Origin of the sequence: Streptomyces caniscabiei (genome assembly GCF_014930365.1) — a bacterium.
GTDB classification, from domain to species: domain Bacteria; phylum Actinomycetota; class Actinomycetes; order Streptomycetales; family Streptomycetaceae; genus Streptomyces; species Streptomyces caniscabiei.
Genome location: NZ_JABXWI010000006.1, coordinates 281,492 through 305,310 on the forward strand (window position 1 = coordinate 281,492; position 23,819 = coordinate 305,310).

Here is a 23,819-nt window from a genome sequence, read left to right on the forward strand (position 1 = left end):
GGAAGGTGCGAGACCACGCGATCTGCGATGGGACTGCCCAAAATGGTGCGTTGTGGGTGTGCGCTCATGCCGTGGCCTGCCTATCGCCCTGCTGAGCTGCGAGCGGCGATCGGTGTTCTGCGCGGAGACTTGCCGGCGCGGTGCGTTCAAGGTTGTCCGGGGCGATGATCGGACGTTCAGGCTGGGGGACGGGACGTCCCAGCAGATGCTCTGCACGACGGCGAAGGGGCCAGGCGAGTTCGAGATTGTCGCCGCGGGCTGTGCTGTGGAGGAGCTGGGTGATGACGGCGAGCTCGGCGAACCGGCCCTCGGGGGTATCGAGCATGCCTTTCAGTTCGCGGCGGATGCAGGCGGCGACGGAGGGGATGAGCAGGCTGTAGCTGTGGAGCACGGCGGCGTCATAGCCGGTCGGGGCGAGGCCCCAGCCTTCCCAGTCGAAAATGTGGAGTTCGGGCGCGCACAGGTTCGCCCAGTGGAAGTCGCCGTGCGCCGTGGACCATGACGGTGGTGTGGTGTCGATCGGGGTGCCGAGGAACTGTGGCATGGCGCGTTGGAGGAAGGGCTGGTGCACGGAGAAGCGGTCGGTGTGCACCTGAGCGATGTCGTGCAGCACGGTGCGGACGGCCCGCCACCAGGTAGATCGCAGATCCGGGGCGGTGGTCAGTGCGGCGGTTGGGGAGGCGGGCCAAGTAGTGACCCGCTCGTACAGTTCCGCGCGGTAGGTCCAGTGCGCGTCGTTCCAGTCGTGAACGACGTGGAGCCGAGGGCGCGGTACCGACTCCGGGAGGGCCTGGTGGGCGGCAACGGAGCCGTTCCAGAAGGTGGAGTTGATGTCGCCGGAGGGAGCGCAGCCGACACGGAGCCAGGCTGGGCCGCTGGGAGCGATGACAGGCCCACTCAGCGTTCGGCCGCGCCACCCCCAGGTCTCGGCAGCGTCTTGCTCGGGCAGGGCGTCCAGGACAGCGCAAGCCAGGTCACGGGCGGTTCGCATCCGCGCTGTGATCTTGGGATCGTCGGGCTCTGTGAACATCAACTGCCTCCCGATGAAGGGGTCCCGGGCAGGGCGTTCGACGGGTTCATTGCGGTGTCACGTGCGGCGCGCGCGAGGATGGCCTGGGTTCGGCTGTCCAGGCCCACGCGGTTCCAGGCGAAGATCACGTGGTGGGCGAGGACGTCGCGCACGCCCCGGTGGAGAGTGCCTGCGTGTGCCGCGCCGCCCAGGCGTCGCCCCGCGGTCTCGAAGGCGTCGGCCCAGGGCGCGAGGAAGGCGAGCGAGCCACGCTTGTTGAACAGGGGACTGGTGGGGCTGGTGTTGAGTCTCATCAGGACTTGCAGCGCCGCGGTCATCCCGGTCAGCCGGGCGGTGGGTGTGTCGGAGGGCAGGGGGCGCAGCTGTTCCACACGGTGCCAGATGTCGCCCTGCTCGTGCGGTTCCTGCCCGGCACCGAAGAACAGAGCGGAGCACAGCAGCACGGACACCTCGCGGCGGCCGAGGGAACCGCCGGGCATCGTGCTGGAGTCATGACGGCGCAGGTAGTCGAGGACCCCCCGACTGTCGGCGTGGAACAGATCGTGGGCTGCGTCCATGCCCTGGGGGCCGCCGAATGCCAGGGACTCGGGTTGGTAGATGGTCTGCCACCACCGGTCCACCAGACCGTCGGCCATGAGCCTGTCCAGGATGGTGCTCACGACTTTCTCGGCATCGGCACGCGTGGCCGAGGAGCCGGGTCGGCAGCGCAGACGCCAGCAGGGGTATTTACGAAGGAACCACCAGTTGGCGAGCGCCCCCGCCTTTTCGGCCTGCCCCAGTTGTGGACCGAGGCCGGCTAGCGCGGTCTGCTCGGCGGCGTTCCAGTCGGCGAACTGGATCGAGACGGAGTACCAGCCCTGAGCAGCCTCGGCTTGAGCGTCGAGGGCGTGTTCTCCCGCGGCCTGGTAGACCTCGACGGCATCGGCGAGGTCACCGACATCCAGGCCCGCACGGGCAGCGACCTCGTGGAGCGGGGCGCCGGCCAAAACCTCCAGGACGCTCTGAGCCGCTTGGTGCGGCGATACGGCAACTTCCACTTTCCTCATCCCTTCGTGATCCGGGGGCGGCTCAGTTGATGAGCAGGCACGAGTCCCACCCGGAGACCGGCGGTGTGGTGTGGGCGGCGGTGTGCAGGGCGAGGGCAAGTCCCGCATTCCCTTCGAGAAAGCCGATGTCGTCGCCAAGGCCAGTGCGGCACTGCTGAAAGAGGTAGTCGGCTATCGCGGGCACGTGCGCCCTGACCTCCGGTGTGCACGCGTCGCGGCCAGTCCGCCAGACCGTTTGATACAGCCCGGCCCACCCGTGGCAAAGGCTGCTGTCCGTGATCCGGTTGAGCTGGTCCGGGTCGGACAGGCAGCGGGACAGGGCATGTTCAGCCCTCTGCTGTCGTGCGATATCGCGGGTGGCGATGGCCGCGAGCTGTTGAGCGCGAGCAAGGCCCGGGGTGCCGTAGCACCAACTCGGCCGCAACGGTCCGAGTTGGCCTGGCCTGCCGGTGCGCAACTGGCCACGGGTGATCCACTGCGGCCACCACGGACCCGAGTCGGCGTCCTGCCGCCAAGTATCAAGCCAGCTGCTGATCCGGTGGAGGGCTTCGTCATGCCCGTCGACGGTGATGCCCCGGCGCCAAGCCTGGGCTAAGAACGCGAGTGGCCCGGCGACACCGTGCGCGATACCGAAGTTGCTGTGACCGCCGGGGAAGGCATCAGACTGCTTGAGCTGGGGGTCGTGGAAGACCCACCACCCCGGCAGGGTCTCGTCGTCAGCCCGCAGAGGATGCGTCAGGCGTACGAGGTAGGTCAGTACCCGCTCCAAGGCGTCGTTACCGGCTGCGTGTTGGAGGAGATGGACGCCGAGCCCCGTCAGGCCGTGCAGCAGGTCGTACTCGCCGAAGGCGGGAAGCTCGCCCCGGTCGATCCGTGCATGTGCGAGGTCAACACGGCGGTGGGTGAGAGCAACGACGGACGTGTCCACTGCTGTGCGAGCTGGGCCGTATCGCACGGTCCCGTCCGCGTCGGCCGCGTGGAGTATGAAGGCGAGGGCAGGTGCGCCGAAGAGCAGGTTGGCGTTGTCCGCGGCGCTCACTCCATCCCCGGCCGCGGCCGTCACCCACGAGTGCGCGGTCTGCCAACCTCCTTCCCCACAGTGAGCGCGTTCGATGTGGAGCAGCGCGACGCCGGCCGCCCCTCGGGACAGAGACTGCTTGCTCCAGCCCCGTCCAGGAGGGAGCGGTTCGGGCGTCGTCAGCAGCCGGGCAATCGCCTGCGCGGCGGCGGACGCGAAGCGGGGCCCTACCTTCACGGCGTCCTCCAGTGTTCGCGGGCGCTCTGGCGCAGGGCTGAGGCGCGGGCCAGGCGGTGGGTGACTCGTTCGCGGTCCGGGTCGACCCCGATGGTGCGGACGTGATGCATGTGGAGCAGGGATCTGAGCACGCTGTAGGGATCGCGCTGGCGTGCAAGGTGCGTGCGGTAGGTGGTGAGGGCGGTTCTGCGTCGTTCCCAGGCGCGTGTCACGGTCTCGGCGCCCGGCGTGGCGCGCAGCGTCGCCCAGTCGTCGGCGGGGTCGGCCAATCGCATTCCGGTATCCCGCAACTTCTGGTCGAGCTTGCCCTGCTCGTGCGGAAGACGGTCGATCAGCCAGCGCATGCCGATGTCGGGGCTTTCTGCGTAGGAGGCAGCGAGGTCGACCAGGCCGGCTGCGGTGACAGCTTTGGGCGGGAGCCCGGTGTGGATGGCGAGGGTGATCTGGGCGAGGGCCGCGGCAGAGTCGGCGGCGAACACCTCGTGTGCCGCGTCCATCGCCTCGCTGTGCCCGTAGCGTCCCGCCTCGGGGCAATAGGTGGCGAGCTGGAGGTGTGCAAGAAGGCCACAGCCGCGCAGGTCGGCGGCCCACTCTCCGACCCGGGCGGCGGCCTGTCCGTACTCGCCGGGGGTGGGCAGGCGCAGGTGGAGATCGAGGTATTGCTCGGAGTCCGGGCGGGTGGTGTCGCGGTGACGCCTAAACCACCACTGCCGAAGGCCGGTCCAGCCGTCGAGGAGGCGCGGCAGGTGCTCAGTCAGGACTTCGTCCTGGCGGTCCGGATGTCCGTGAACCTGGGCGTACAGCCATTCGGAGCGGCCCGGAAGATGTCCAGCGTCGCGCTTGACGGCCGGGAGCGGCGACGACATCACCGTGTTCCGCTCGGCGGCACGCGGCTGGGCAAGGCGCAGCGTGAGGAAGAATTCGTGGGCGCGGCCCATCCAGGCCAGGTCGGCCGGGGTGGGGGCCTCCTGCAGCTCAACCTCACGGGCCGCGTCGAGGCGGTTCCTCAGCAGTGCCCGGTGGAGGGGCTGGCTTAGGTCGAGTGGCAGGCGCAGGTCGGACTCGCACGCGACGACGGCTTCCGGGGCGCGCAGCCGACGACGCCATGTCGCCAGGGCCTTGTCCCATTCGGCTGGCGTGGCAGCGCGCTTGGGAAGGTCTGCGGCCGTCAGGAGCCAGCGTGCCGGCGAGAGCACGCTGCGGCCGTAGCGCAGCCGCGGCAGGTACGGCAGGCGTACCGCGGTTCCCCAGTCGAACGGCTTGTAGACGGCGCAGCGCGCGGTGGTGATCTCGGCGAGGAAGCGGGCGAGTGGCGGCGTGAGGGTGCCTGCCTCCAGGGCATGCACGACCCGCGGTTCGACGCGCCTGCCGGTCGATAGCTGGACCAGGTGGAACTGGCGAGCGTCCGCCGTGACCGCGAGGTCGTGCAGTGGGATGAGATCAGGGTGGGGATCGCGGTGCTCAGCCAGGGAGATCGTGTGCGGGAGCAGCTGCGGCGTGCGGACCACGTTCTCGCTGCGCCGCCGACGGGGGAAGAACGACAGCTGGGCGGCAATAGCCCCCGGGGCGTCGGTACTCAGGGCGGCGTATGTGTCGGCGAGGATCTTGCGGTCCGCCTCGGGCAGCAGGTCAGCGAACCGTCCGGCCATGCTGCTGCCGGGGCGCGGGGCTGAGCTGACGAGCAGGCGAAACGCCCCCTTTTCCACCGCCTGCGGCGAGGTGGCGTGGATCTGGAATGTGAGTTCAGCGCGTGCCGGCGGAAGCATCTCGGAGGGGTCGCCGACCGCCAGTTGGCGGACCAGGGGCTCGGTCAGCACGATCTCTTCGGCACCGTCGATGACGGCCTGCTGGACAAGGGCAAGCAGGGTTTCGTCGCGTTCGGTCAGCGTGCGTGCGGTGTTCGCCACAGGCGAGCCCAGGTATCCGGCGGGCAGCCCCAGACCGGTGTCGCCGATCAGCTCGACCACGGGGACCACGGCCCCCACTCCGTACCGCTGCCGAAATCGGACGTGGAAGTCCTTCCACCGGGGATAGCCGAACGGGTAGGGCGTCAGGCGCAGTAGCGCGGAGGCGGCGGTCTCGGCCTCATGGATCACTGCCTCGGGAAGGGACACGTCGCAGTCCAAGGCTGTATCGACAACCAGAGGCTGTGGCGCGATGTCGCAGATCGCGTTCATGCGCTCAGCCACCGCGGCCCTCATGGCGTAGGCGGCGGTGGGGGAAGCAACGGTGTCGTTGTGGCACGACAGGTCGTCGTGAATCAACCGCAGGTCGTGCACCAGGCTGGTGAGGTCGGGCAGCTCGTCGGCGTCAGCCGCCTCCAGCTGTGCCCGAAGGTGGCCCAGGGCGTCCGGGACGGTCATCGACGCCCGGAGGTTGGTGAGCAGGAGGTGCTGGGCGACGAGTCCGGCCAGCAGGGAACGGATCTGCTCCGGTGGTGCGCTCGGGTACTCAGCGGCCAGCAGTGTAAGCAGTTCCTGGAACCGGATGGGCTCGCGAGCGGCCTCCGTCGCGGTGCGCACCGGACGCGTGTGTCCGACGGATATCTCGATCGGCGCGAGCACGCCGGGAGAGTCGTCGGGCGGCTCGCCGGGGACAACGAGTCGGTCCCCACGCACGAACGCGACCGGGTTCGTGATCACCGTCAGACGTTCCAGCAGGCGGGGATGCTGCTCTAGGGGGGCGATGACGGCTCCCAACCACTGCGCGTCCGCCCTGGCGACGGTGCGGTGGCTCTCGCCCCACCGCACGTGAGCGCCGGTGCCGACTTCAGCCGTGCTGACTCCGGCGAACAGACCGAACGGAGTGGCTCGCCCCTGCCAGCGCAACTGGTAGGAGGCCAAAGACACCACGAGGCGGCGCACCTGGCGGACCGGGACGGAGCGCCCCTCAAGCAGCCCCGAGATCTGTTGGGCCAGCGCAGGGCTGGCCGTCTCCACGGCGCGCCGTGCCTCCTCGTGCTGCCACGCCTGTGTCAGCCAGGCCAGCCCCTCGGCCACCACTGCCTCAGGGGAACCGGACAAGCTCAGTCCTTCGGCGAGAGGCGCCCCGTCTGGACGCGTCGTGGCACGCACGATGGGCACGCCAGCCAGCCGGTACAGCAGCCGTTCCGCTCCTGCTGTCATCAGCTCCTCTTCTTCCCTTTCGGCAGCGTGCGGGGGTAGGTGGCGCCGGCCGGGATGTCCGCCCGGCGCCACCGGCAGTGATCAGCGTCAGGCCGGGTCGCCCGTGAACGAGGCGCATGCCGTGCCCGAGCAGGTGGAGCCGCAGTTGTCGCTGGTGTCGCGCAGCAGGTCACGGACCGGCAGACCGGCCTCGATGACGCGGACGTCGAGCGTGAAGTCCACATCGACCTGAGTGGTCGCGGCTTCGAAGTTCTTCATGTTGTTCGCTCCTTCTGAATGAGATGGTGCGGTTGACCTAGCTCGCCGGAGGCAAGTCCTCCGTCGGCCAGGAGATGAGGACGCGGACATGCCGCTTGTTGATGACTCGCCCCTCGGGGAGCCGGTCATCGGGTGTGTCGGCCGGGTAGGCCGCGATGCTCGGGCCGCGCCCGCCGCGGTGGTCACGGCTCCAGACACGGATCTGCTCGGCCAAGGTGTCGGCGAGCGCGGCGGCGTCGGGACCGAAGGCGTGTGCTCCGAACTCGAACACGGGATCTGGTTCTGTGCCCAGCTTCCGCAGGGCGAGATAGGCGAAGCTGCCGCCCTCGACCACGGCCGGGCAGGCCATCTTGTTCTGGGGGGAGAGCAGGCCCGTGTCCAGCTTCGGGTCGACTGCGAGGAGACAGAAGTCGTCCAGGGCGGTGGCCAGCCACATCTGGAGCGTGTCGAACTGCTCGTGGCGTTGGATCTTCACCCCCGACCACACCTCGACCCGCTCGGTGTCGAGCGCACCGTTCAGCGCGTCCGGTTCGGTCGGCCACTCGTCGTCGAACCGCAGACCGATCTCCTTGCCGCGCAGGAGCAGCAGCCGTTCCTGGTGGGCTCCGGCTCCCTGCATCGTGACGAATCCGCAGATCTTCGCCGACTGGCTGACCAGGTGATCTCCTTCCCGGGCGAAGGTGATCGATCGGGTCAGGCCCCGCATCCGCAGCGGGACGGTGATGGTTCCGCCGTCGGCGAGCTGCTCCACCCATGCCGGAGGGATGTCCCAGCTGCCGACGGTGACGATCGTCCGGTCGTAGGGGGCGTGCTCGGCGCACCCGTCCTCGCCATCCGTGCGGACGACGTTTACTTGCGGGTATCCGGCGTTCTTCAGGCAGGCGCGGGCTCGGTCAGTGACATCTTCGTCGATGTCGATCGTTGTGACCTCGCCGTTCTCGCCGACCAGAGAGGCCATCAGCGCGGCGTTGTAGCCGCCGGAGCCGATTTCCAGGCAACGGTGACCCGGCCGAAGCCCCGCCTGTTCCAGCATGGTGGCCTGGATTTCCGGAGCGGATACCGAGCTGATTGTGATGCCGTGGTCATCCCGCTTCGTCGCCAGATGGGTCTGGGCATACGCCTTCTCCAGAGGAGCTTCGGGGGCGAACACGTGCCTGGGCACCTCACGGAACGCCGCTTCGACCTCCTTGGTCTGGATCACGTGCTGGGCCACGAGCTCATTCACGAGTTTGTCTCGCAGTTTTACTGCTGAGGGCGAGCTAGCGGTCACATCGGTCATAGAGGGGTTCCTTACGGTGCCTCATGCGCCTTCGCCTCCAGCGTCGGCGCCACTTGCATGGTGGTTCTGCGATGGATGCCGACGGGCGGAAGTCGGCTGTTGTTCAGCGCCCCAGGGGCAGCTCCTGGATCCGTTCGAAGGTGTAGGTGCGGCGGTCGGGATGCTGGGTTCCCTCACCAGCCACACGGACTTGACGCGCCCGGTCACGTGATGGCGGGCGTGGCGTAGCAGGGCTGAGGCGAGGGCGTCTGCCCGGTTCATTTCGTTGAGGCAGTGGGTGTCGACCATCCCCGTAGGCGGCCGACATGTGCGGGAAGTACGTCTCGGTGGCCTCGGGCAGGACCAGACCGGCGTTCGTCAGGCCGGCCCGGACTCGCAGATTCGTTGGCAGAGGCGGGTCCAACGGGGCGTCATGGGGCCAGACACGGGCGAGGGCCGCGCTGCGGCTAAGGGCGACCGGGCCAATGTCGACCGTAAACGGCTCCAGTTCGGCTCCCAGACGGGGGTGGGCCTGGCGCTGACTCGCGTCTGGGCACCCGGGCGTGGCGTCGGCCAACCGCCCCACGAAGGGGTCTACGGGAACGCGCGAGAACGCGCGGGGGCTGGGCATGCGGATCTCCGGGGTGCAGACGTGACGTCCAGCGTCAGTGACCGCGACGCCCGGGTGCCCGTTTCCGGACGCCACGGATTCTAGCTGGGAAGCCAGGGAGAGTTGGCTGGTCACCGGCTTGATCACGCCCTTCTGCTGATCACACAGCTCGACCATGCACGGGCTCCTTTCGGGCCGTGCCGGCGTATGACGCGGCCTGGGCCAGGACCGGGTATTCGAGTGCCAGCGTCTGCGGCGCGGTCAGGCCCGGGGCGGTCAGTTGCCAGCCGTCGAACAGCCGGGCGATCTGTTCCTTCGTCCGCAGGTGGACGGGGCAGCCGGCCGCCGTCATGGTCTTGGCGAATCTGCGCACGGGCTCGCCCGAGACATCGGCGGTGGCGTGCGTGATGACAAGAGCGCTGCCGGTGGCGGCGACGTGTTTGTACTGGTCGACTAGAACGGTCAGGGGCTGCGCCGCGGTGTCCTCGATGTGGTGGAGCACGCTGCCGAGGAGAAGGATGACCGGTTCTCGCCAGTTGATCGTCTCCAGGATCTCCCTGGAAGCGAGGATCGACTCGGGGGCGCGTACGTCGGCGCACAGGCTCTCGACGACAGCGGGCGCCTTGCCCGTCATCATTGCGTCGGCGTGAGTGTGCACCAGCACGTCGTTGTCGATGCACACGGCGCGGGCGTCGGGATGAATGCGTGTCAGGACATCCACCGGCGTAGGGCTATGGGGAAGGCCGCAGCCGAAGTCGACCAGCTGCCGGATGCCCGCGATGGCCAGGGCCTGCACCATCAGGAGCACGTACAGGCGCTCGTGGCGGACGGCGCTCTCCAGGAACGGCATGCGTTCGGCAGCCCGAAGGGCCCCCTCACGGTCGACGATGTAGTGGTCTCGCCCGCCGAGCAGGTAGTTCTGCATCCGGGCGCTCGATGGCCGTGCCTGCAACTCGGCGATCGCTGCTGAGGGGGGGATTAGCGTCGGGTGGTCAGGTCGCATGCCGCTCCACCTCGCCGGTGATCGTGTGGAGTTCGGGCAGACGCCACGATGGACCGTCCGGTGCACCGAGCCACAGCGTGTGTTCGGTCTCTCTGATCGTCACGCCCAGCTGCTCAACCTCTGGTTCTCCGGCCGCGTGCCACTGACCGAGTGCGTCGAACAGATCGGAGCCGAGATCTCGCGGCCCCCACTCGTAGATGCGTGGGGAGTGGAGGAAGACCACTGCCCGAGACACCTGATGGTCATGAATACGCAGGCGATCGGCAACGTCCCCTTCGAGCTGCGCAACGCCGCGCACGACCTGCATTCGAAGGTCAGGGCGAAGCAGGCCGGCGAACAACCGGGCCGCCGGCTGTACGTGCGCCTCCCTGGCGTCCAGGGCTTCCGACGACCTCGGGATGCCCTGCGACTCTACGGCGGTGCCCTCGCCAGGGCGGTGCTCGCGAAGCCACACGGTCTGCGGAGCCGGTTCGGCGTGGAAACGTCCAATGGCCGAGGCCCCGTCCCGCGCCACGGTCAGCACGAGCAGCGTGCTAGATCCGCCCAGAGCCGGACGGACCGGCAGGCACAGCCGGCCACCCGGACGAACCCGCGTGACCCACTCCCACGGCACACGGCGTACCGCACGATGGGACAAGAGCCCGTGGAACGAACCTGCCGGTCCCAAGACCCCGGCCTGTGGCCCGCTGACCACCCGAACCCGCGGGTAGGGGCGTAGGCGCTGCCGGGCAATTTCGGCGAGACGTTCTGTGTCCGCGACCGTTACCACCCGGCCGCCCTGGAGAAGGTGGTCCAGAGAGGCTGCCGTCCAGCCGCAGTCCGTTCCGATCTCGGCAACGGCCGTCCCTGGGACGGGAGCGAGCGCAGCCAGGCGTGCCGTGGCGTCTTGTTTGGACGGGATCACTCCCGTGACGATGCCGGGGCCGCCCTCCCCACCGTCGTCGACGTCGAACACGAGCATCTCGGAGCGATGGACGAACTTCGCCCACTCGCCGGCGTTCTTACTCCGGTCCACCCTGCGCCAGCGACCACCTCGATGCGTACGGATCACGTTGGGCACGAAGTCCTGTCGCCGATCGCAGGTGAGCACGTTCCCCGCGTGCTGGTGAACGTGGCCACTGCCCGGTCGCAGGCTGCCGGCCTCGACGCGGGCGTTCATGCCTGTCCTGCCATGGTTACGACATCTCGGCTGTTTTCACGGCCGGTCGCGGGGCCCAGGAGACGGAGCTGCCACCCTCGCGTGACCGCGTGCGCGGCCGAGGAAGCATCCAGCACCCGCAGGAGGCGTCGAGCGTCCTTGCGAACGTCGTCCAGCGGACGCTTCGCGTCGGCCGCGATCTCTTCGACGGTCTTTCCGCCGGCGAGCCCGGCCAGGACTGTGCGCTGCTCCTTGGGCAGCTCGACCATGTAGTCCACGGGCCCGGGTACGTCCAAGTGCCCGTGACGGTAGGCGAGATCCACCATGCCCGCCCGCTCCGAGGTACCGAGCTTTCCGCCTATCCGGAGGATGTACGTCTTGACCGTGCTGTTAGACACTCCCATGTCACAGGCCGTCTCTGCGGTCGTCCTGCCCTGGGAGATGCCCAGCAGAGCCTCCCGCTCCTGAGGGGAAAGCGGCGGCGAGATGGTCTCGTCCGGGGCCGACATGGTTCTACTCCTTCGGTGTTCTGGCACAGTCGTCGTCATATCGGGGGCCGGCCCACTTCGCTGGTCGGCTTGTTGGGGCGTGAGCTATCGCCCGTCGTAGAGCTGCAGGGTGAGTTCGGCGAGGATGCATACGGTGGGCAGGCTGATAACGGAAGCGAGGAGGACGGCACCCCAGTGCGCGCGAGCCTGTTGTCAGCCACGTCGAATGCGCCCTGGGGCCGGTTCGTCTCTCCGGGGTGAGCCCGAATTCGCTGGGGAGACTGGAGCGTGGTGAAGCGGCTGAGGGTGCGCCGCACGAGAGGACCTGGTCATCTCACTCACCGTCCCGCTCGCAGTCCTGTTCGGCGTAACGCAGCAGGACCTCGGTGTGGACTGCCAGACGAAACGCGTGCTCCCTCGCAGCCTTGAGCCCCTCTCCCGGTGTGACGTTGCGGGCCTCCTGCGAGCGCTCGATCGCCTCACTGCATGCGGACCACCGTCGACTCCCGGCGGAGAGCGATTCCAAGTGGATCGAGACGTAGGGGACGAGCATGGAGACATAGCCGCTGAGGGCTTGCGTGACCGCCGCGAGCGTATGCGGATGCGGGTAAATCCCCGTTCGTTCCCAGGACTTCGCCGCACGAATGGCTTCGCGAATGCGTGTCGAATCGAACCCTGTGAATACAATCCTGCCCCAGCCGTCGACCACGTCGTCAGAGGCGTCGACAGAAGGAAGGACGGCTAGCAGCTCCCGCCCGACCTCGGACATCCGCCGGTGCAGGAACGCCGCACGCACGGCGTCGCCGGGAATCTCCTCGTCGAGTAGGGCACGCACGCGTACGACCAGTTGATCGACTTCCAGGGGAGGATCGTTGGCATCGATGGGAACGACGCCTCCGAGCTGTCGCATCAAGTAGCCGCGCATGAGCAGAAGTTGCCCGTGTTGCTCGTCCGGGTCTTCGCTGACGTGGGCAGTCTCGGCGAGGACCACTTTGGTCACTTCGCGATGGAGGGGGATCTCCCGCACTGCGAAACGCGACTGTCCGAGTGCGAGGGTCGCTAAGACGGTCCTCAGGTCACAGCCCAGTCCCCTGAGTGAGCCCTCAGGCCAGGACACGCCGTCCACTTGCCCACCGCCTACCGTAGGGGCCGAGACCGTGGTGCGAGGCATCAAAGCAACTCCATCGGTGCGATGCGTATTTGGAGATAGGGGTTTCACCTCGGCGGCCCTCAAAGAGGGCCGCCGAGGCATTTCGAGCCGCCACTCGCCGACAAGGGCGGTTCGTTCAGGAGGGACACGGCGCTGCGAACTACACGGGCATAGTTCAGGGAGTTCGGAGACGCCGGTACCGCCGCACAGGACTTGATCGGGACCTCCTGGGACGTCCCGCTGTCTGTGGCGCTTGCGGGGGCCAAGCAACCCAACAGGGGCACGGCGTTGTGTCGCTGACTCGGCCCTGCTGCGGCTTCAGGCGTGACTGGGGCCATCAGGACCTCTTCGCAGGGACGTGGAAGACGCACCACGTCGTCTTGCCGTCTTTGCTGACGCCCCACTTCCGTGCGAGAACGGCGACGATGAACAAGCCACGGCCCGACACGTCCTCGTCGCCTGCGGGGCGCATTTCGGCTGGGGTTGGGTTGTCGTCAGTGACTTCGATCCGCAACTCGTCATCGGGATACCGGACGCGGAGTCCCACGTCACCGGTCCCGTGCTCGAAGGCGTTGGTCACGAGCTCGGAGACGGCAAGCACGATGTTCTCGGCTAGTTCGCCGTTCACGTTCCACAGGCCCAGGAAGGCGCGGATGATCCGGCGTGCCTGCCTCGCACATGCTGGGTTGGAGGCGAAGGCCACGTCGAAGACGCGCGCTGTCTGGGGCAGTGCCTTCGTGGCAGCCGGCGCGACGGCAGTGGCGGGGCTCATCGAGGGCCTCCCAGGTGGGCGGTGCGGGGGAGCGGGCGGTATGCGCCGCCATTGCGCCGCGCGACATGCCTCGTTTCATTGATCACCAAGCGTGTTCGCGCAGTGACTAGCGAACACCGTGCGGTACGAAAGAGGGAAGGAAGTTGCGGTGAAGTTGACTCGTCAGTAACCATGATTGGGGTGCCGGGGGAACGGACGGTCCTGACATGCTGGGTGGCATGGCAACTCTTGATGGAAACCCTGTGTCCGCAGACGACTTGCTCCCCCTGGCCCTGACCAACGTCGGCCACTTCACGTCTATGCGCGTCGATGGTGATGGCAGCATCCGGGGCCTGGCGCTGCACATGGAGCGGCTCGTACGTGACTGCAAAGCCGTGTGGGGTGCGGACCTGGACACCGCGCTCGTTCGCGACTACGTCCGCCGGGGCCTGGAGGGACAGAGCGGCCCGTGCGTCGTCCGAGTCACGATCTACGACCCGAAGGTCGAGATGGGGCACCCAGCCGACGCTGACGAGCCGCGCATCCTGGTGTCCGTGCGTAGTGCCGGCGCCCTGCCCCCGGAACCGCTGCGCGCCATGAGCGTGACGTACGAGCGCGACCTGCCCGAGGTGAAGCACATCGGTCTCTTCGGTGCCCTCCACGCCCGTGGGGCAGCACAGCGCGCGGGATTCGGCGACGCGCTCTTCGTCGGCCGCGACGGTCGCGTGAGCGAGGGCGGCACCTGGAACGTCGCCTTCATCGACGGCAACGGGACAGTGGTGTGGCCGCAGGCACCCGTCCTGCCCGGTGTGACGATGGCCCTCCTGCAGAAGCACGCCAACGGCATCGAGCACCGCACCGCCCCCGTCACCCTCGACCAGGCCAAGCGCATGGCGGCGGTCTTCGCGACGAACACCAGCATCGGGGTTCGCGCCCTGTCGGTGATCGATGACAAGGAACTGCCTACCGAGCACCCCGTGCTGAGCGCGCTCCGCGAGACATACCTGTCCATCCCCGGCGAGACCCTGTAGCCGTAGGGGGCGAGCGTGACAACGGGGGTCACACGGTGGACCGGCCGCGAAGTCACTCTGCTGCGCGAAGCGCTGCGCATGAACGGCAAGGACTTCGCTGCCAAGGTCGGCATCAGCACCAGGCAACTCGTGAACTGGGAGGGGCGGGGCGAGTCGATCAAGCCCCACCCCAACAACCAGGCCGCGCTGGACACTCTGCTCTCCACATCGTCCCCCGACGCCCAGTGGCGGTTCGCTCAGCTCCTCACCGAGCAGGCCGCAGTGGGGCACGACGAGCGAACCGAGGAGCTCCTGCGCCGCGACCCGCGCACCATAAGGCATCCGGTCGACGGCAAGGTCATGGTGCTGATCGAGGAAGGCATCTACCTGTCCGGCTCTAAGGGTGCGTCGATCTGGGTGGATACGTACCGGATCGACGTCTACCCGACGACCAACCTCGACTACGAGCAGTTCATCCGCGCCACCGGGCACCGCCCCCCGCAGCACTGGACCGGCCAGCGCTGCCCGAGCGCCCTGCACGATCACCCGGTGGTCTGGGTGACGTGGCACGACGCTGACGCGTACGCCCGCTGGGCGGGCAAGGCGCTGCCCACCGTCAGTCAATGGGAGAAGGCGGCCCGCGGCCCGAAGGGGCGCTCTTACCCCTGGGGCAGCGATCCCACCGCCGCGAAGTGCAATACCGCAGAGTCGGGCATCGGCGGCACAACACCCGTCAATCGCTACCAGTCCGGAGTAAGTCCCTACGGCGTTTTCGACCTGTGCGGAAACGTGTGGGAGTGGTGCTCTACGCCGGGAACCGACGGACCGAACCGGTACCAGTTGAAGGGGTCCGCGTTCAGCAGCCCGTTCGAGCGTGCCGCGCCGGCGCTCGAGAACGCAGCCAACTCCACGATGAAGGACAACGACACCGGGTTCCGCTGCATCGCAGCCGCCCCGTAGCTCGGCGCTTGGCGAGGCTGTGGTGAGCCAGCCCGAGTGGGCGCTCGTCGTCGGCGTCGATGTCGACGGGCGCTCTCCCCGCAGGTCCTCCTTGGGGCGTACGGAACCGATCGAACCGTGACTGTCCTCGGGAAGAGCCTTCCCTCGGACAAGAAGGAGACAGCCTCGACCCGACAGCCTGGCTGCGTTACAGAGTCGGTCTCTCCTCGGCCAAGCTCCGGCTGCGGGGACGGTCCTCCTCGTGAGCGGGGGCGGTGCCGCCCTGCGGAACGTCGTCATGAGCCCATCGCATCGCGGGTCCGGGACCCGTACCAGGGGAATTCGGAGGGGGAAAAGTTTGTCAAGGGGGGAAATAGGCGGGGGAATCCAGGCCATGATTGGATTCCGCCCCCGGACAGAGGCCACACTCATGGCAGATCCGTTCGCCGAACTACTCCTCCGGCTTCGCAAGGACGCAGGCCGGACGCAGGAGCAGCAGGCAGCCGCCATCAACGCTGTCTCCGGCCGGGACACCATGACCCGTCGAGAGATCAGTCGCTACGAGCAGTTTGAGAACGTCCCGACCAACCACACGCTTGAACAGATCGCGGCGGCCTGCGGCGTCTCATTCGAAGACTTGAGGCGGGAGGCCAAGGCCGCTCGCGCCAGGAAGAGAAAGAAATACGACCGTGAAGAGGAGGACCAGGAGGACGTGAAGCGCCGCACGTTGCTGGGGGGCGCCGCCCTTGGCGTGAGCGCGGCTGCCGAGCCCTGGGGACGGCTGGCCCTCGCCCTCGGTAAGGGTTCCAAGACCGACGCGCCTGCCGCTGCCGTACTCGTCGATCGAGCTGCTGAGTTGCACATCCAAGAACTCAGCCTTAGCGCAAGGCAGTTGCAACGCACGGTCGAGTCTCACCTTGACGCGATCACGGCAGCTCTGCCCCGTGCCGGCGAGCACGAGCGGGCTCTCACCATCGCCGCCGGAGAAACCGCAGCCCTGGCCGGGTGGGTGGCCTGGGACCTAGGGGAGGCACACAAGGCTGACGCCTATTACCAGGTCACGTCGGAGTGTGCATCGGCCGCCGGACACCCGCCACTCCGCGCCCTGGCCCTGACCTACGCCAGCTACGGAGCTCCGACGCCCAAAGAAAGGTTGAGGCTCCTTTCCCAGGCAGCACATGATGTTCGAGGACCCGGCAACGCCACGGCCGCTGCCTGGGTGCTCGGCAGGCAGGCCGAGGAGGCTGCGGCGCTGGGCGACGACACAGAGGCACTGCGTGCATTGGAACGAGCACGTTTCGCCTACGACTTTGCCGATCACACAAGCGAGCAGGCGTGGGTCCGATTCGTGACCCCTTACCGCATGGACTCACTGGCACTCTCCGTCTATGGACAGCTGGGAAGATCCGAGCTGACCGCCACGGCCGACACTGCCGTCGAGCGCCTCGGGGATGGCCTATCGGATGCAGGCGTTGTCGTCCTCGGTGACCTTGCTTCCGCGCTGCTACGCGGCGGAGACGTCGAACAAGGTGTCTACGTAACACGTCAGTTTGCGGCCGCGAGTCAGGCCAAGCCCAATACGATGGGCAAGGAGCGCGCCCGATCCATCGTGACCTGGCTTCCAGACAACGAGCGAGAACTTGCCGATCACCTAAGGCAGTTCGCGTCCTGAGGCTCGTGCCATACGCAACGCGGAGCTTGCCCGGGACGCGAACGCGTCGCGCAGCGCGTCAGCGCTTGGTCGTCTCCTCAACGACCCAGGACAGGTAAGCAGCCGATCCGCCTGTTACAGGAAGGGTGACCCACTGCGGCACCTCGTACGAGTGCTTCTCTGACACCCACGCCTCCAGCTCCGGAAGCCGGGCTGCGGTCGTCATGTACGAGATCCGCCACTCCCGCACCGTCTCGATGTCACTTTTCCACCAGTAGACGGCGGTGAACGGCGCGTCGATGTGAGCGCCCGCTGCCAGCTTGCTCTCAACCGCGCCCCGAGCCAGCGTCTTCGCCTGGTCCTCGTCGTCGATGGTCGTCTGCGCAATCACGATGTCGGTCATGCCACTACCTCTCAAGCCGGGAGTAACCGACCCTATCCAGCGGCTCCCTGTGGGTGCGCAGGTACCAGACGGTGCTCAGGCTGCGGCTTCGTGGGGGTCCTCATCCTCCGGGGAGTCGCCCGGGTGGGACCACCCCTCGACCCAAGTGCTACCAGGAGGGAGGTCCGTCCCCTGTCTCCTCCTTGTACTGCGCCTCCTTGTCCGCCGACATCGAACCAAGTCCGTGGAGTTCCTTGCCATCCGACGTAGTCGTCGCAGGCCATAGCGTTGGTGAGTGGCGACGGCCCACACCAACGCCCTTGTCAATCAAGTTAGTCGCCGCAGGTGCGCGAGGCGGACGACTGGATTCGCTGCTCAAAGACACTTCTTTCCTCGCTGGCGTTCTGGCCGCCGGGGAGCTTCCGTAGATGGGGGGTCAACGTCGTATATCCAAGCGGATTCGCCCATGGCAGACAAGAAAGAGCTCCAAGAGACTGGAACCTGCTCCGGGATCATGTCAACGTACAACACCCTGGAAAATCCAGGTCAGCGAGTGAGGCGAGATTTCGAGTCGGCAGGGAGGCCGACATTTACGGCAGCCAGCCGGTATCTCGCGCTGCTCGGCTTCCTCGTAGAGGCGCTGGACAAGGAGCACCACCTGTCTCGAATGCGACTCTCTGATCCGCCCCTTTCACTGCTCTTCACCCATATGGAGACTTGGTCGTGGAGCGTACATCAGCAAGAGGATTGTGGCGCCCATTCCGCAGCGCTGTCTCTCTGGCCAGTGAGGTCGGGCTGCTCAGTGAGGACTTGTTGCAACGCAGCTACCGCCGGTAGCAGGCGGTACTCGCGCTCCGGTGCTCGGGACAGACGGCGGGACCCTCCGGTTTCTGGCCGTACCGGCTGACCTTCTGGACCGTGCCGGGCGAAACATAGACCACGATCGCCGGTTAGCCAAACCGGCGATCGTGCCGACCATTGAGGGTGTTCGCGGCGGCTGTGCTTGGCGGTGGAGCCGTTGCGAACACAGTCGGAGTGCCGCAAGTACGCAGGAGTTTCCGCGTTGATTTGACGTGGGCTCTCGGTGTTACTGACCCGCTCTGTCGCCCTGTTCGCTCCCTCGCAAGGAACATCCACCCCATGCGCCGATCCGCGATACCTCCTGCCCTTTTTCGTCCGGGGAGGGCAGTCAAACCTTCCATGCCTACCAAATCTGCGCCCATCGGTAATGGCGAGGCGGCGTCGTGACGGTAGCGCTTCAACTTGGGCAGGTGCTGTCTTGACCGCCGGGGGCAGCAATCGGCTGCTGACGCCGGAAGAAGTCGCCGAATGGCTGAAGGTCAGCGAAGTCACAGTCCGGAACAAGTATCGCTCCTGGGGTCTCAAGGCCCAGAAAGTCGGACGTCTCTTGCGATTCCGTGAGCGCGACATCGTGGCCTACCTGGATGAGAACTACGGCTGAGTCGTTCCCTTTCCTCTTGCGGGTGAGTCATGCCCTTTTTCAATGCAGAAAGGAGGCCATATGGCCACCGTCTTCCAGAAGTGCAAGACCGAGCCGACGAACAAGTACTACCCGTGCGAGAAGACCCGCTGCGGCCACAACTGGACGGTCAGGTACCGCGAGCCCGGCGGCCGGACGGCCCGCCAGAGGGAGAAGACGTTCGCCAAGAAGACCGGCCCCGATGGCGCCGACGCCTTTGCGTCGAAGGTCGAACACGACAAGGGTATGGGTGTCTACCTCGACCCCAAGCGAGGGGACATTACCCTTCGAGCGTGGTCGAAGGAGTGGCTCGGGCTTCAGATACTCGCCGAAGGCACGCGCCGGAACTACGAGGGGTTCACCCGGAACCACGTGGTTCCGCACCTGGGTCGGAAGACGCTCGCCGGACTCGTAAAGAAGGACTTCGAGAAGTTCATCGCGGACCTGCACCGGAACGGCGAGGGCATGGCCGCGTCCACCATCAACGACCGCATGAAGTTCGTAGCGGCCATGATGCAGGCGGCCGTCACCGAAAAGCGCATAGCGGAAAACCCTGCGGCGGGCGTGAAGGTCCCCCGGACGAGCTCGTTCGCCGTGGATGAGGATGAGATTCCGACCCTCGAAGAGGTCGATCTCGTCGCGAAGTACATCTCTCCGCAGTACCGGTTGACGATCTACTTGCAGGCAGCGGCCGGCCTCCGGATCAGTGAGACTCTCGCCTTCGCTACGGAGTGTCGTCGAACCGACTTCATACGAGTCCGCTGGCAGGTCAGCTCGAAGGCGAACCGCGGGGATTGTCGGACGCGGTTTGTGCCGCTGAAGCACCGGGCGGAAGGAGAGTACCGCGACATCCCCACGGCGCCGTTCCTAGAAGAAGAAATCGTCGCCCATGCGGAGCGGTGGGACGCCGTGCCGGTGGTATTCACGGACAAGGGGGGCCGGGACAAGGAGCTGGAAGTCTTCTTCGCACCTCGCGAGCGAGGCAAGGGCACGATGCCTACGGCCACGACCTATGCGTACCACTTCAAGAAGGCACTCAAGGCAGCCGGCCTTGTCCGGGCGGACGGCAAGCCGAAGTACACCCCGCACGGCCTCCGCCACTTCTTCGCCTCGACTGCTCTGGCGAACGGTATCCCCATCCATGAGGTCTCGCGTTGGCTTGGCCACAAGTCGATCAAGACCACGGTCGACATCTACGGGCACCTCGTACCTGGCGCCTGGCACCGTTGCCGGGAGATCATGCAGGATGCCATGCGCCCGGTGTAGGTGGACGTGCCGACCGAGCCACCGCAGGAGGTCAACGTGCGAGGAAGCGGCGTAGGTGCTGACCTTGATCTCCCGTGCTGATTCTGTGCTGACTTTGCCCCCCAGAAACCGCGTTTCCGCAGGTGGGAGCGGTGTTTCAAACGTTCCGCTTCAATGTGTAGCGGGTGACGTACCGCCACGTCACTGATCTGGCAAACATGCAGGTCAATAGGGGTTCGGCTCTTCGGGGTCGGGCCCCTGGTTTTTTTCCGTGCTGGGATGGTGCCAGGAAACCTGACCCGTCGTCACCTGCCGTCACCCCTACTCATCCCTACCGTGCTGCGGTTGTGCCGGGATGGCGGTCGGCTCCGGTGCCGAGTCCCAGGCGCGGGCCGCAGCGCTTTTCCTACTCGTTTGACACGCTTGGGGTCATGGCTGAGACGACGTACGGCATCGCGGAGGGGCCAGCGACGCGGGTAAACCTGTCGCTGCCGGAGGGGACCGCCGAGGCGATCCGGGCGCGGGTGGGCAAGCGGGAGTTCTCCGCGTACATCGCCGCGGCGGTCGAGCGTGAGCTGCGCGGCCAGGTGCTGGACGAGTACCTGGCGGACTACGAGAACCGTAAGGAGCCGGGCTCCGAGCAAGCCCGGCAGCGGGCGCGGCACGTCTTCGACGAGGTGTTCGCCGAGGAGGCCGAGTGGCCCGCCGCAAGCTGAGTCACGAGGGGACGCTGGTCCTCGGCAGCGGGGGGTTTCGAAGCTGCTCGCCGACGACGAGCAAGTGGTGGCTCTGGTTGCCGAGGCCCGCTCGCGCGGCATGGAGGTCGTTATCAGCGCGCTCACCATCATCGAGGCCGTCCACGCCCGTACGAACATGTCTTGCCTGAACCGGGTGCTTTCCGGACTGCGCGTAGTCCCGGTGGGCGACGAGGAGGCGCGGGCGGCCTCGAAGCTGTTGATGGATGCCGGCTTGCGCGGGCACACCTACGCGATTGATGCGGCGGTCGCCGAAGCCGCGCTGCGACAGCACCGCCCTGTGGTCATGTTGACGGCCCCGGCGATGTGCTGGCTGCTTGGCCGCTGGGAGTGGTGGATTGCAGGCGGTACGGGAGTTGGTGAGCGCGATCAGGCTGCAGACGTTGCGCTTTGACCAGTGGGCGCCATGTCCGACGCCGCCGGGTTCGGCATTCAGGTGCCCGCCCATCTGCCCTGGTCCGCTACGGTGACTCGCATCTGGTCAGGCAGTGCGCGCCATAGCTGACCAGCGTCGACGCCGACGCCGACGGGATTGGCTGGCGACCGCCCAGCTGCTGCTAGAGCGAATCGAGTCACGGTGAGGGCGCGCAGGCTCCGGCCTTGGGAGACGTCGTCAGCCACACCTGCGGCCATTCCCACCTCGTCTTCCTGGAGGAGTTCGACAGCCGCCGGCACTGGCGGCCGTCGAGCAGATGCTGCGGGGCGGGGTTGTAGACGCCTCATCACTTCACTGGTGGGGGTAGAAGTTGGGGCGCTGGTCGACGTTGTCGTAGTAACGGTGGAACACGGGGGTGATGCCGCCGGAGAGCGGGGGGACGATCCAGCTCCAGTCTGCGGATACGGTGCGGCCCTGGCGTTCCTCCTTGGCCAGGTGGGCGAGGAAGCGCCGGGACTCCTCGTGGTGGTCGCTGATCCGGACACCTGCGGCCTCGAAGGAGTGCAGGACGGCGACGTTGAGCTCGACCAGGGCGCGGTCGCGCCACAGGGTTGACTCGCTGGTGGTGTCCAGCTGGAGGCAGGCGGCGACGGCGGGGAGCATGTTGTAGCGGTCCTCGTCGACGAGGTTGCGGGCGCCGATCTCCGTGCCCATGTACCAGCCGTTGAACGGGGCGAGCGGGTAGTCCATCCCGCCGATGCGTAGGCGCATGTTGGAGATGACGGGTACGGCGTGCCAGCGCAGGCCCAGTTCGGCCAGGCGTGGGACGTCGGGGTGGGTGATAGGGACCTCCAAGACCAGCTCCCGCGGCAGCTCGAAGAACCGGGGTTTGTCGTCGGGGGTGTCGATGACCAGGGGCAGGACGTCGAACGGCCCTTGGGGGCAGCCCTGCCAGCCGAGGCGGAGGATGGCCTCGGTGAGGTCGGCGGTGCGCGGGTCACCGAGCACGGTGCCGTCGTCGCGGCGGTAGCCGGCGTACCGGATGAGCTGCTCGTTCCACACCTGCGGGCCGGGCCGGCCGGGGGAGTCCGGGGCGAAGACCGAAATCACCGGCCTGATGCGCCCGCCGTTGGTCGCCTGGCGCAGGTGCGTGCACAAGTGCCGGTGGATCTCATCGGGGGCTGTGGCGTCCCGGCGGTCCAGGACGCGCAGGCTGTTCCAGTACAGGCGGCCGATGCAGCGACTGGAGTTGCGCCACGCGACGCGGGCACCGTACACGAGCTCGGCGGTGGTGTGCCGGTAGGTGCCCGTGGCGTCGATGGCGGCGCGGACCTGCTCCAGGCGCCGGGCGAGCGGGACGGGCTGATCGGACTGCTCCGCGTGGAACTGGCGCAGGAACTCCTCAGCCTCATTTGGATCGGCGACGCCGCAGGACTGCGGCGTCGCCGGTTCCGCCGACGGGACCGGGCCAAGGGACGAATCGGGCCCCAGTGCCGGGCACGCTGTCGGGGACGGGGCGGGCAAGGAAGGGCCCAGAGCGACTTCGGAGGTCACGATTCCTCGCAGGGGAGTAGAGCGCTGACCTCGTCAGCGGAGGCTGAGCGGCAGGGAGCGAAGGGAGCGGAATTCGAGGTTCTCGTTCCAGATCGGCTCGCCCGCCGTCCGGATGCCCGGGAAGCGGTTCAGCAGGGCGACGTAGAACCACTTCAGCTGCAGGGAGATGAGCTGCGCGGCGAGACAGGCGTGCACCCCTTGGCCGAACGACAGGTGCCGAGCGCTGTTGGGACGGTCGAGGTCGAAGTCGTTCGGTCGCTCGAACATGTTGGCGTCCCGGTTGGCCGAGCCCAGGAACAGGGCGAGAGTCTGCCCGGCCTCGATCCGTACGCCGCCCATCTCGACGTCCTTGGCCGCGACGCGCCAGGTGAACTGGTTCGAGGCGTTGTAGCGGAGGACCTCGTTCGCCGTGTTGTCCACGCACGCCTGGTCCGCCAGGAAGCGTTCGACCTGCCGCGGGTTGCGGGCGAACGCGAGCGTGCCGCTGCTGAGAGAGCCCGGCGTCGTGGGCGCGAACAACGCGATGAACACCAGCGCCAGCTGGTGCACGGTCTGTTCCGGCGTGGTCTCGGTCAGGCCGTCCTGGGCGGCTGCCAGGCGGGCGATGACGGTGTCCGGCAGGACCTTGCCCCGCATGCCCTGGAGGAGTTCGGAGGCGTACGTGTGCAGGTCGGTGAGCTTTTCCAGGATTATCTCCTGCGTCACCGGCTGATCCTTCGGACCGGAGTGGTACGTCATGATCGTATTCACGCGCGGGATGAGGAATCCGAGGTCCTCCTCGGGGACCCCGAAGGCGTGCACGGCGGAGCGTACGGGGAGTTCGGCAGCCAGGGCGGGGACGGCGTCGATCTCGGTGGCACCGGCCGGGATGGAAGCGACCAGGTCGTGCGCGACCTTCTGGAGGACTTGGTCGTAGTGCTGGTGCGCGGCACGGGTGAAGCCTGCGCGGACGGACCGGCGTAGCGCGTCGTGGAGCGGCGGGTCCGTGTACATCACCACGTTCTTGGTCCAGCGGTGGAAGATGTTGTCCGGCGGCAGCGGCTGTCCGGGGAACTTCGCGGCCAGCACTTCCGTCCCCCGGTCGGCGGTGAGCCGGGGATCCTTCAGCCCGGCGGCGCAGTCGGCGTACGTCAAGACCGCCCAGGCGTTCAGGCGCTCGACCCAGTGGACGGGGCGGCGCTGGGCCAGGTCGGCGTAGACAGGGTAGGGGTCGGGCACGATGGACGGGTCGGCGAGCGGCGAGGGGACGGTCACAGGGGCTTCCTTGGGGTAGTCGAAAAGGGATGCGGAGCCGGGGATCGCGGCAGGAATTCCG

At 67.3% G+C, this 23,819-nt stretch carries 20 protein-coding genes and 1 pseudogene; 7 read left to right on the forward strand and 14 right to left on the reverse strand.

The genetic code is table 11. The annotated features are described in order from the left end of the window. Nucleotides 1-64: 64 nt before the first annotated feature. The 11 genes from HW837_RS18795 to HW837_RS18845 all read right to left on the reverse strand — a co-directional run bounded on the left by HW837_RS18795 (nt 65) and on the right by HW837_RS18845 (nt 13,133). On the reverse strand, nt 65-1,030 hold the full coding sequence (locus tag HW837_RS18795; protein ID WP_037729816.1) for a hypothetical protein: 966 nt from the start codon (nt 1,028-1,030) through the stop codon (nt 65-67). Next, nucleotides 1,030-2,076 carry a thiopeptide-type bacteriocin biosynthesis protein gene (locus HW837_RS18800; protein WP_013000962.1) on the reverse strand — a complete coding sequence of 349 codons (1,047 nt, stop codon included), beginning with the start codon at nt 2,074-2,076 and terminating at the stop codon, nt 1,030-1,032. Before HW837_RS18800 ends, HW837_RS18795 begins: the two co-directional genes overlap by 1 nt. Nucleotides 2,077-2,098: 22 nt before the next feature. Further along, nucleotides 2,099-3,331, reverse strand: coding sequence for a lanthionine synthetase C family protein (locus tag HW837_RS18805; RefSeq protein WP_013000961.1), 1,233 nt, complete (start codon nt 3,329-3,331; stop codon nt 2,099-2,101). Beyond that, nucleotides 3,328-6,456 (reverse strand): lantibiotic dehydratase, encoded by a 3,129-nt coding sequence (locus tag HW837_RS18810; protein WP_060878341.1) that lies wholly within the window; start codon nt 6,454-6,456, stop codon nt 3,328-3,330. The genes HW837_RS18805 and HW837_RS18810 overlap by 4 nt, the downstream gene beginning before the upstream one ends. A gap of 87 nt (nt 6,457-6,543) precedes the next feature. Continuing rightward, a complete protein-coding gene (locus HW837_RS18815) occupies nt 6,544-6,714 on the reverse strand; it encodes an FxLD family lanthipeptide (RefSeq protein ID WP_013000959.1) in 171 nt (56 codons plus the stop codon). A gap of 37 nt (nt 6,715-6,751) precedes the next feature. Beyond that, on the reverse strand, nt 6,752-7,993 hold the full coding sequence (gene fxlM / locus HW837_RS18820; RefSeq protein ID WP_013000958.1) for a methyltransferase, FxLD system: 1,242 nt from the start codon (nt 7,991-7,993) through the stop codon (nt 6,752-6,754). 749 nt (nt 7,994-8,742) lie between these two features. Continuing rightward, nucleotides 8,743-9,585 carry an SAM-dependent methyltransferase gene (locus HW837_RS18825; protein WP_060878339.1) on the reverse strand — a complete coding sequence of 281 codons (843 nt, stop codon included), beginning with the start codon at nt 9,583-9,585 and terminating at the stop codon, nt 8,743-8,745. After that, nucleotides 9,575-10,744, reverse strand: coding sequence for a protein-L-isoaspartate O-methyltransferase family protein (locus HW837_RS18830; RefSeq protein WP_013000955.1), 1,170 nt, complete (start codon nt 10,742-10,744; stop codon nt 9,575-9,577). Before HW837_RS18830 ends, HW837_RS18825 begins: the two co-directional genes overlap by 11 nt. After that, complete coding sequence (locus HW837_RS18835) at nt 10,741-11,232, reverse strand: LuxR C-terminal-related transcriptional regulator (protein ID WP_013000954.1); 492 nt, start codon at nt 11,230-11,232, stop codon at nt 10,741-10,743. Before HW837_RS18835 ends, HW837_RS18830 begins: the two co-directional genes overlap by 4 nt. 313 nt (nt 11,233-11,545) lie before the next feature. Beyond that, nucleotides 11,546-12,211: a DUF6415 family natural product biosynthesis protein gene (locus HW837_RS48705; RefSeq protein ID WP_106437403.1), complete on the reverse strand. Its 666-nt coding sequence runs from the start codon at nt 12,209-12,211 to the stop codon at nt 11,546-11,548. 487 nt (nt 12,212-12,698) lie between these two features. Further along, nucleotides 12,699-13,133, reverse strand: a complete 435-nt coding sequence (locus HW837_RS18845; RefSeq protein ID WP_013000952.1) for an ATP-binding protein — start codon at nt 13,131-13,133, stop codon at nt 12,699-12,701. 218 nt (nt 13,134-13,351) lie between these two features. Between HW837_RS18845 and HW837_RS18850 the strand changes: the two genes are divergently transcribed. The 3 genes from HW837_RS18850 (at nt 13,352) to HW837_RS18860 (ending at nt 16,733) form a co-directional block, all read left to right on the forward strand. Next, nucleotides 13,352-14,143: an aminotransferase class IV family protein gene (locus tag HW837_RS18850; protein ID WP_037729172.1), complete on the forward strand. Its 792-nt coding sequence runs from the start codon at nt 13,352-13,354 to the stop codon at nt 14,141-14,143. Nucleotides 14,144-14,158: 15 nt separating this feature from the next. Continuing rightward, on the forward strand, nt 14,159-15,082 hold the full coding sequence (locus HW837_RS18855) for an SUMF1/EgtB/PvdO family nonheme iron enzyme (protein WP_234373772.1): 924 nt from the start codon (nt 14,159-14,161) through the stop codon (nt 15,080-15,082). Between the two features lie 409 nt (nt 15,083-15,491). Beyond that, on the forward strand, nt 15,492-16,733 hold the full coding sequence (locus HW837_RS18860; protein ID WP_013000949.1) for a helix-turn-helix transcriptional regulator: 1,242 nt from the start codon (nt 15,492-15,494) through the stop codon (nt 16,731-16,733). A gap of 58 nt (nt 16,734-16,791) precedes the next feature. Here HW837_RS18860 and cutA read toward each other — a convergent pair whose 3' ends face one another. After that, entirely contained in the window at nt 16,792-17,115 is a 324-nt protein-coding gene (gene cutA / locus HW837_RS18865) for a divalent-cation tolerance protein CutA (protein WP_013000948.1), read from the reverse strand. A gap of 1,258 nt (nt 17,116-18,373) precedes the next feature. On the opposite strand from cutA, the gene HW837_RS18870 reads away from it, so the two are divergent. The 4 genes and pseudogenes from HW837_RS18870 (at nt 18,374) to HW837_RS18885 (ending at nt 20,968) form a co-directional block, all read left to right on the forward strand. Further along, nucleotides 18,374-18,556, forward strand: a complete 183-nt coding sequence (locus HW837_RS18870) for a helix-turn-helix domain-containing protein (RefSeq protein WP_013000945.1) — start codon at nt 18,374-18,376, stop codon at nt 18,554-18,556. A 60-nt stretch (nt 18,557-18,616) separates the two neighbouring features. Next, entirely contained in the window at nt 18,617-19,840 is a 1,224-nt protein-coding gene (locus HW837_RS48710) for a tyrosine-type recombinase/integrase (protein WP_013000944.1), read from the forward strand. Between the two features lie 410 nt (nt 19,841-20,250). After that, the gene (locus HW837_RS18880) at nt 20,251-20,535 is read left to right on the forward strand and encodes a hypothetical protein (protein WP_010352781.1); all 285 of its coding nucleotides are present in this window, start codon (nt 20,251-20,253) and stop codon (nt 20,533-20,535) included. Next, a pseudogene (locus HW837_RS18885) lies at nt 20,517-20,968 on the forward strand (hypothetical protein). Before HW837_RS18880 ends, HW837_RS18885 begins: the two are co-directional and overlap by 19 nt. Nucleotides 20,969-21,301: 333 nt before the next feature. Here the strand turns inward: HW837_RS18885 and HW837_RS18890 are convergent. Together HW837_RS18890 and txtE are read right to left on the reverse strand one after the other, a co-directional pair. Further along, a complete protein-coding gene (locus tag HW837_RS18890) occupies nt 21,302-22,474 on the reverse strand; it encodes a nitric oxide synthase oxygenase (RefSeq protein WP_013000941.1) in 1,173 nt (390 codons plus the stop codon). 63 nt (nt 22,475-22,537) lie between these two features. Continuing rightward, nucleotides 22,538-23,758 (reverse strand): 4-nitrotryptophan synthase, encoded by a 1,221-nt coding sequence (gene txtE, locus HW837_RS18895; RefSeq protein WP_010352784.1) that lies wholly within the window; start codon nt 23,756-23,758, stop codon nt 22,538-22,540. Nucleotides 23,759-23,819: the final 61 nt, after the last annotated feature.

Coding starts and splice junctions, on each gene's coding strand:
- HW837_RS18850 (WP_037729172.1), top strand. CDS start 13,352: ATGGCAACTCTTGATGGAAACCCTGTGTCCGCAGACGACTTGCTCCCC.
- HW837_RS18860 (WP_013000949.1), top strand. CDS start 15,492: ATGGCAGATCCGTTCGCCGAACTACTCCTCCGGCTTCGCAAGGACGCA.
- HW837_RS18810 (WP_060878341.1), bottom strand. CDS start 6,456: ATGACAGCAGGAGCGGAACGGCTGCTGTACCGGCTGGCTGGCGTGCCC.
- HW837_RS18880 (WP_010352781.1), top strand. CDS start 20,251: ATGGCTGAGACGACGTACGGCATCGCGGAGGGGCCAGCGACGCGGGTA.
- HW837_RS18795 (WP_037729816.1), bottom strand. CDS start 1,030: ATGTTCACAGAGCCCGACGATCCCAAGATCACAGCGCGGATGCGAACC.
- HW837_RS48710 (WP_013000944.1), top strand. CDS start 18,617: ATGGCCACCGTCTTCCAGAAGTGCAAGACCGAGCCGACGAACAAGTAC.
- cutA (WP_013000948.1), bottom strand. CDS start 17,115: ATGACCGACATCGTGATTGCGCAGACGACCATCGACGACGAGGACCAG.
- HW837_RS18830 (WP_013000955.1), bottom strand. CDS start 10,744: ATGAACGCCCGCGTCGAGGCCGGCAGCCTGCGACCGGGCAGTGGCCAC.
- HW837_RS18800 (WP_013000962.1), bottom strand. CDS start 2,076: ATGAGGAAAGTGGAAGTTGCCGTATCGCCGCACCAAGCGGCTCAGAGC.
- HW837_RS18835 (WP_013000954.1), bottom strand. CDS start 11,232: ATGTCGGCCCCGGACGAGACCATCTCGCCGCCGCTTTCCCCTCAGGAG.
- HW837_RS18845 (WP_013000952.1), bottom strand. CDS start 13,133: ATGAGCCCCGCCACTGCCGTCGCGCCGGCTGCCACGAAGGCACTGCCC.
- HW837_RS18825 (WP_060878339.1), bottom strand. CDS start 9,585: ATGCGACCTGACCACCCGACGCTAATCCCCCCCTCAGCAGCGATCGCC.
- HW837_RS18815 (WP_013000959.1), bottom strand. CDS start 6,714: ATGAAGAACTTCGAAGCCGCGACCACTCAGGTCGATGTGGACTTCACG.
- fxlM (WP_013000958.1), bottom strand. CDS start 7,993: ATGACCGATGTGACCGCTAGCTCGCCCTCAGCAGTAAAACTGCGAGAC.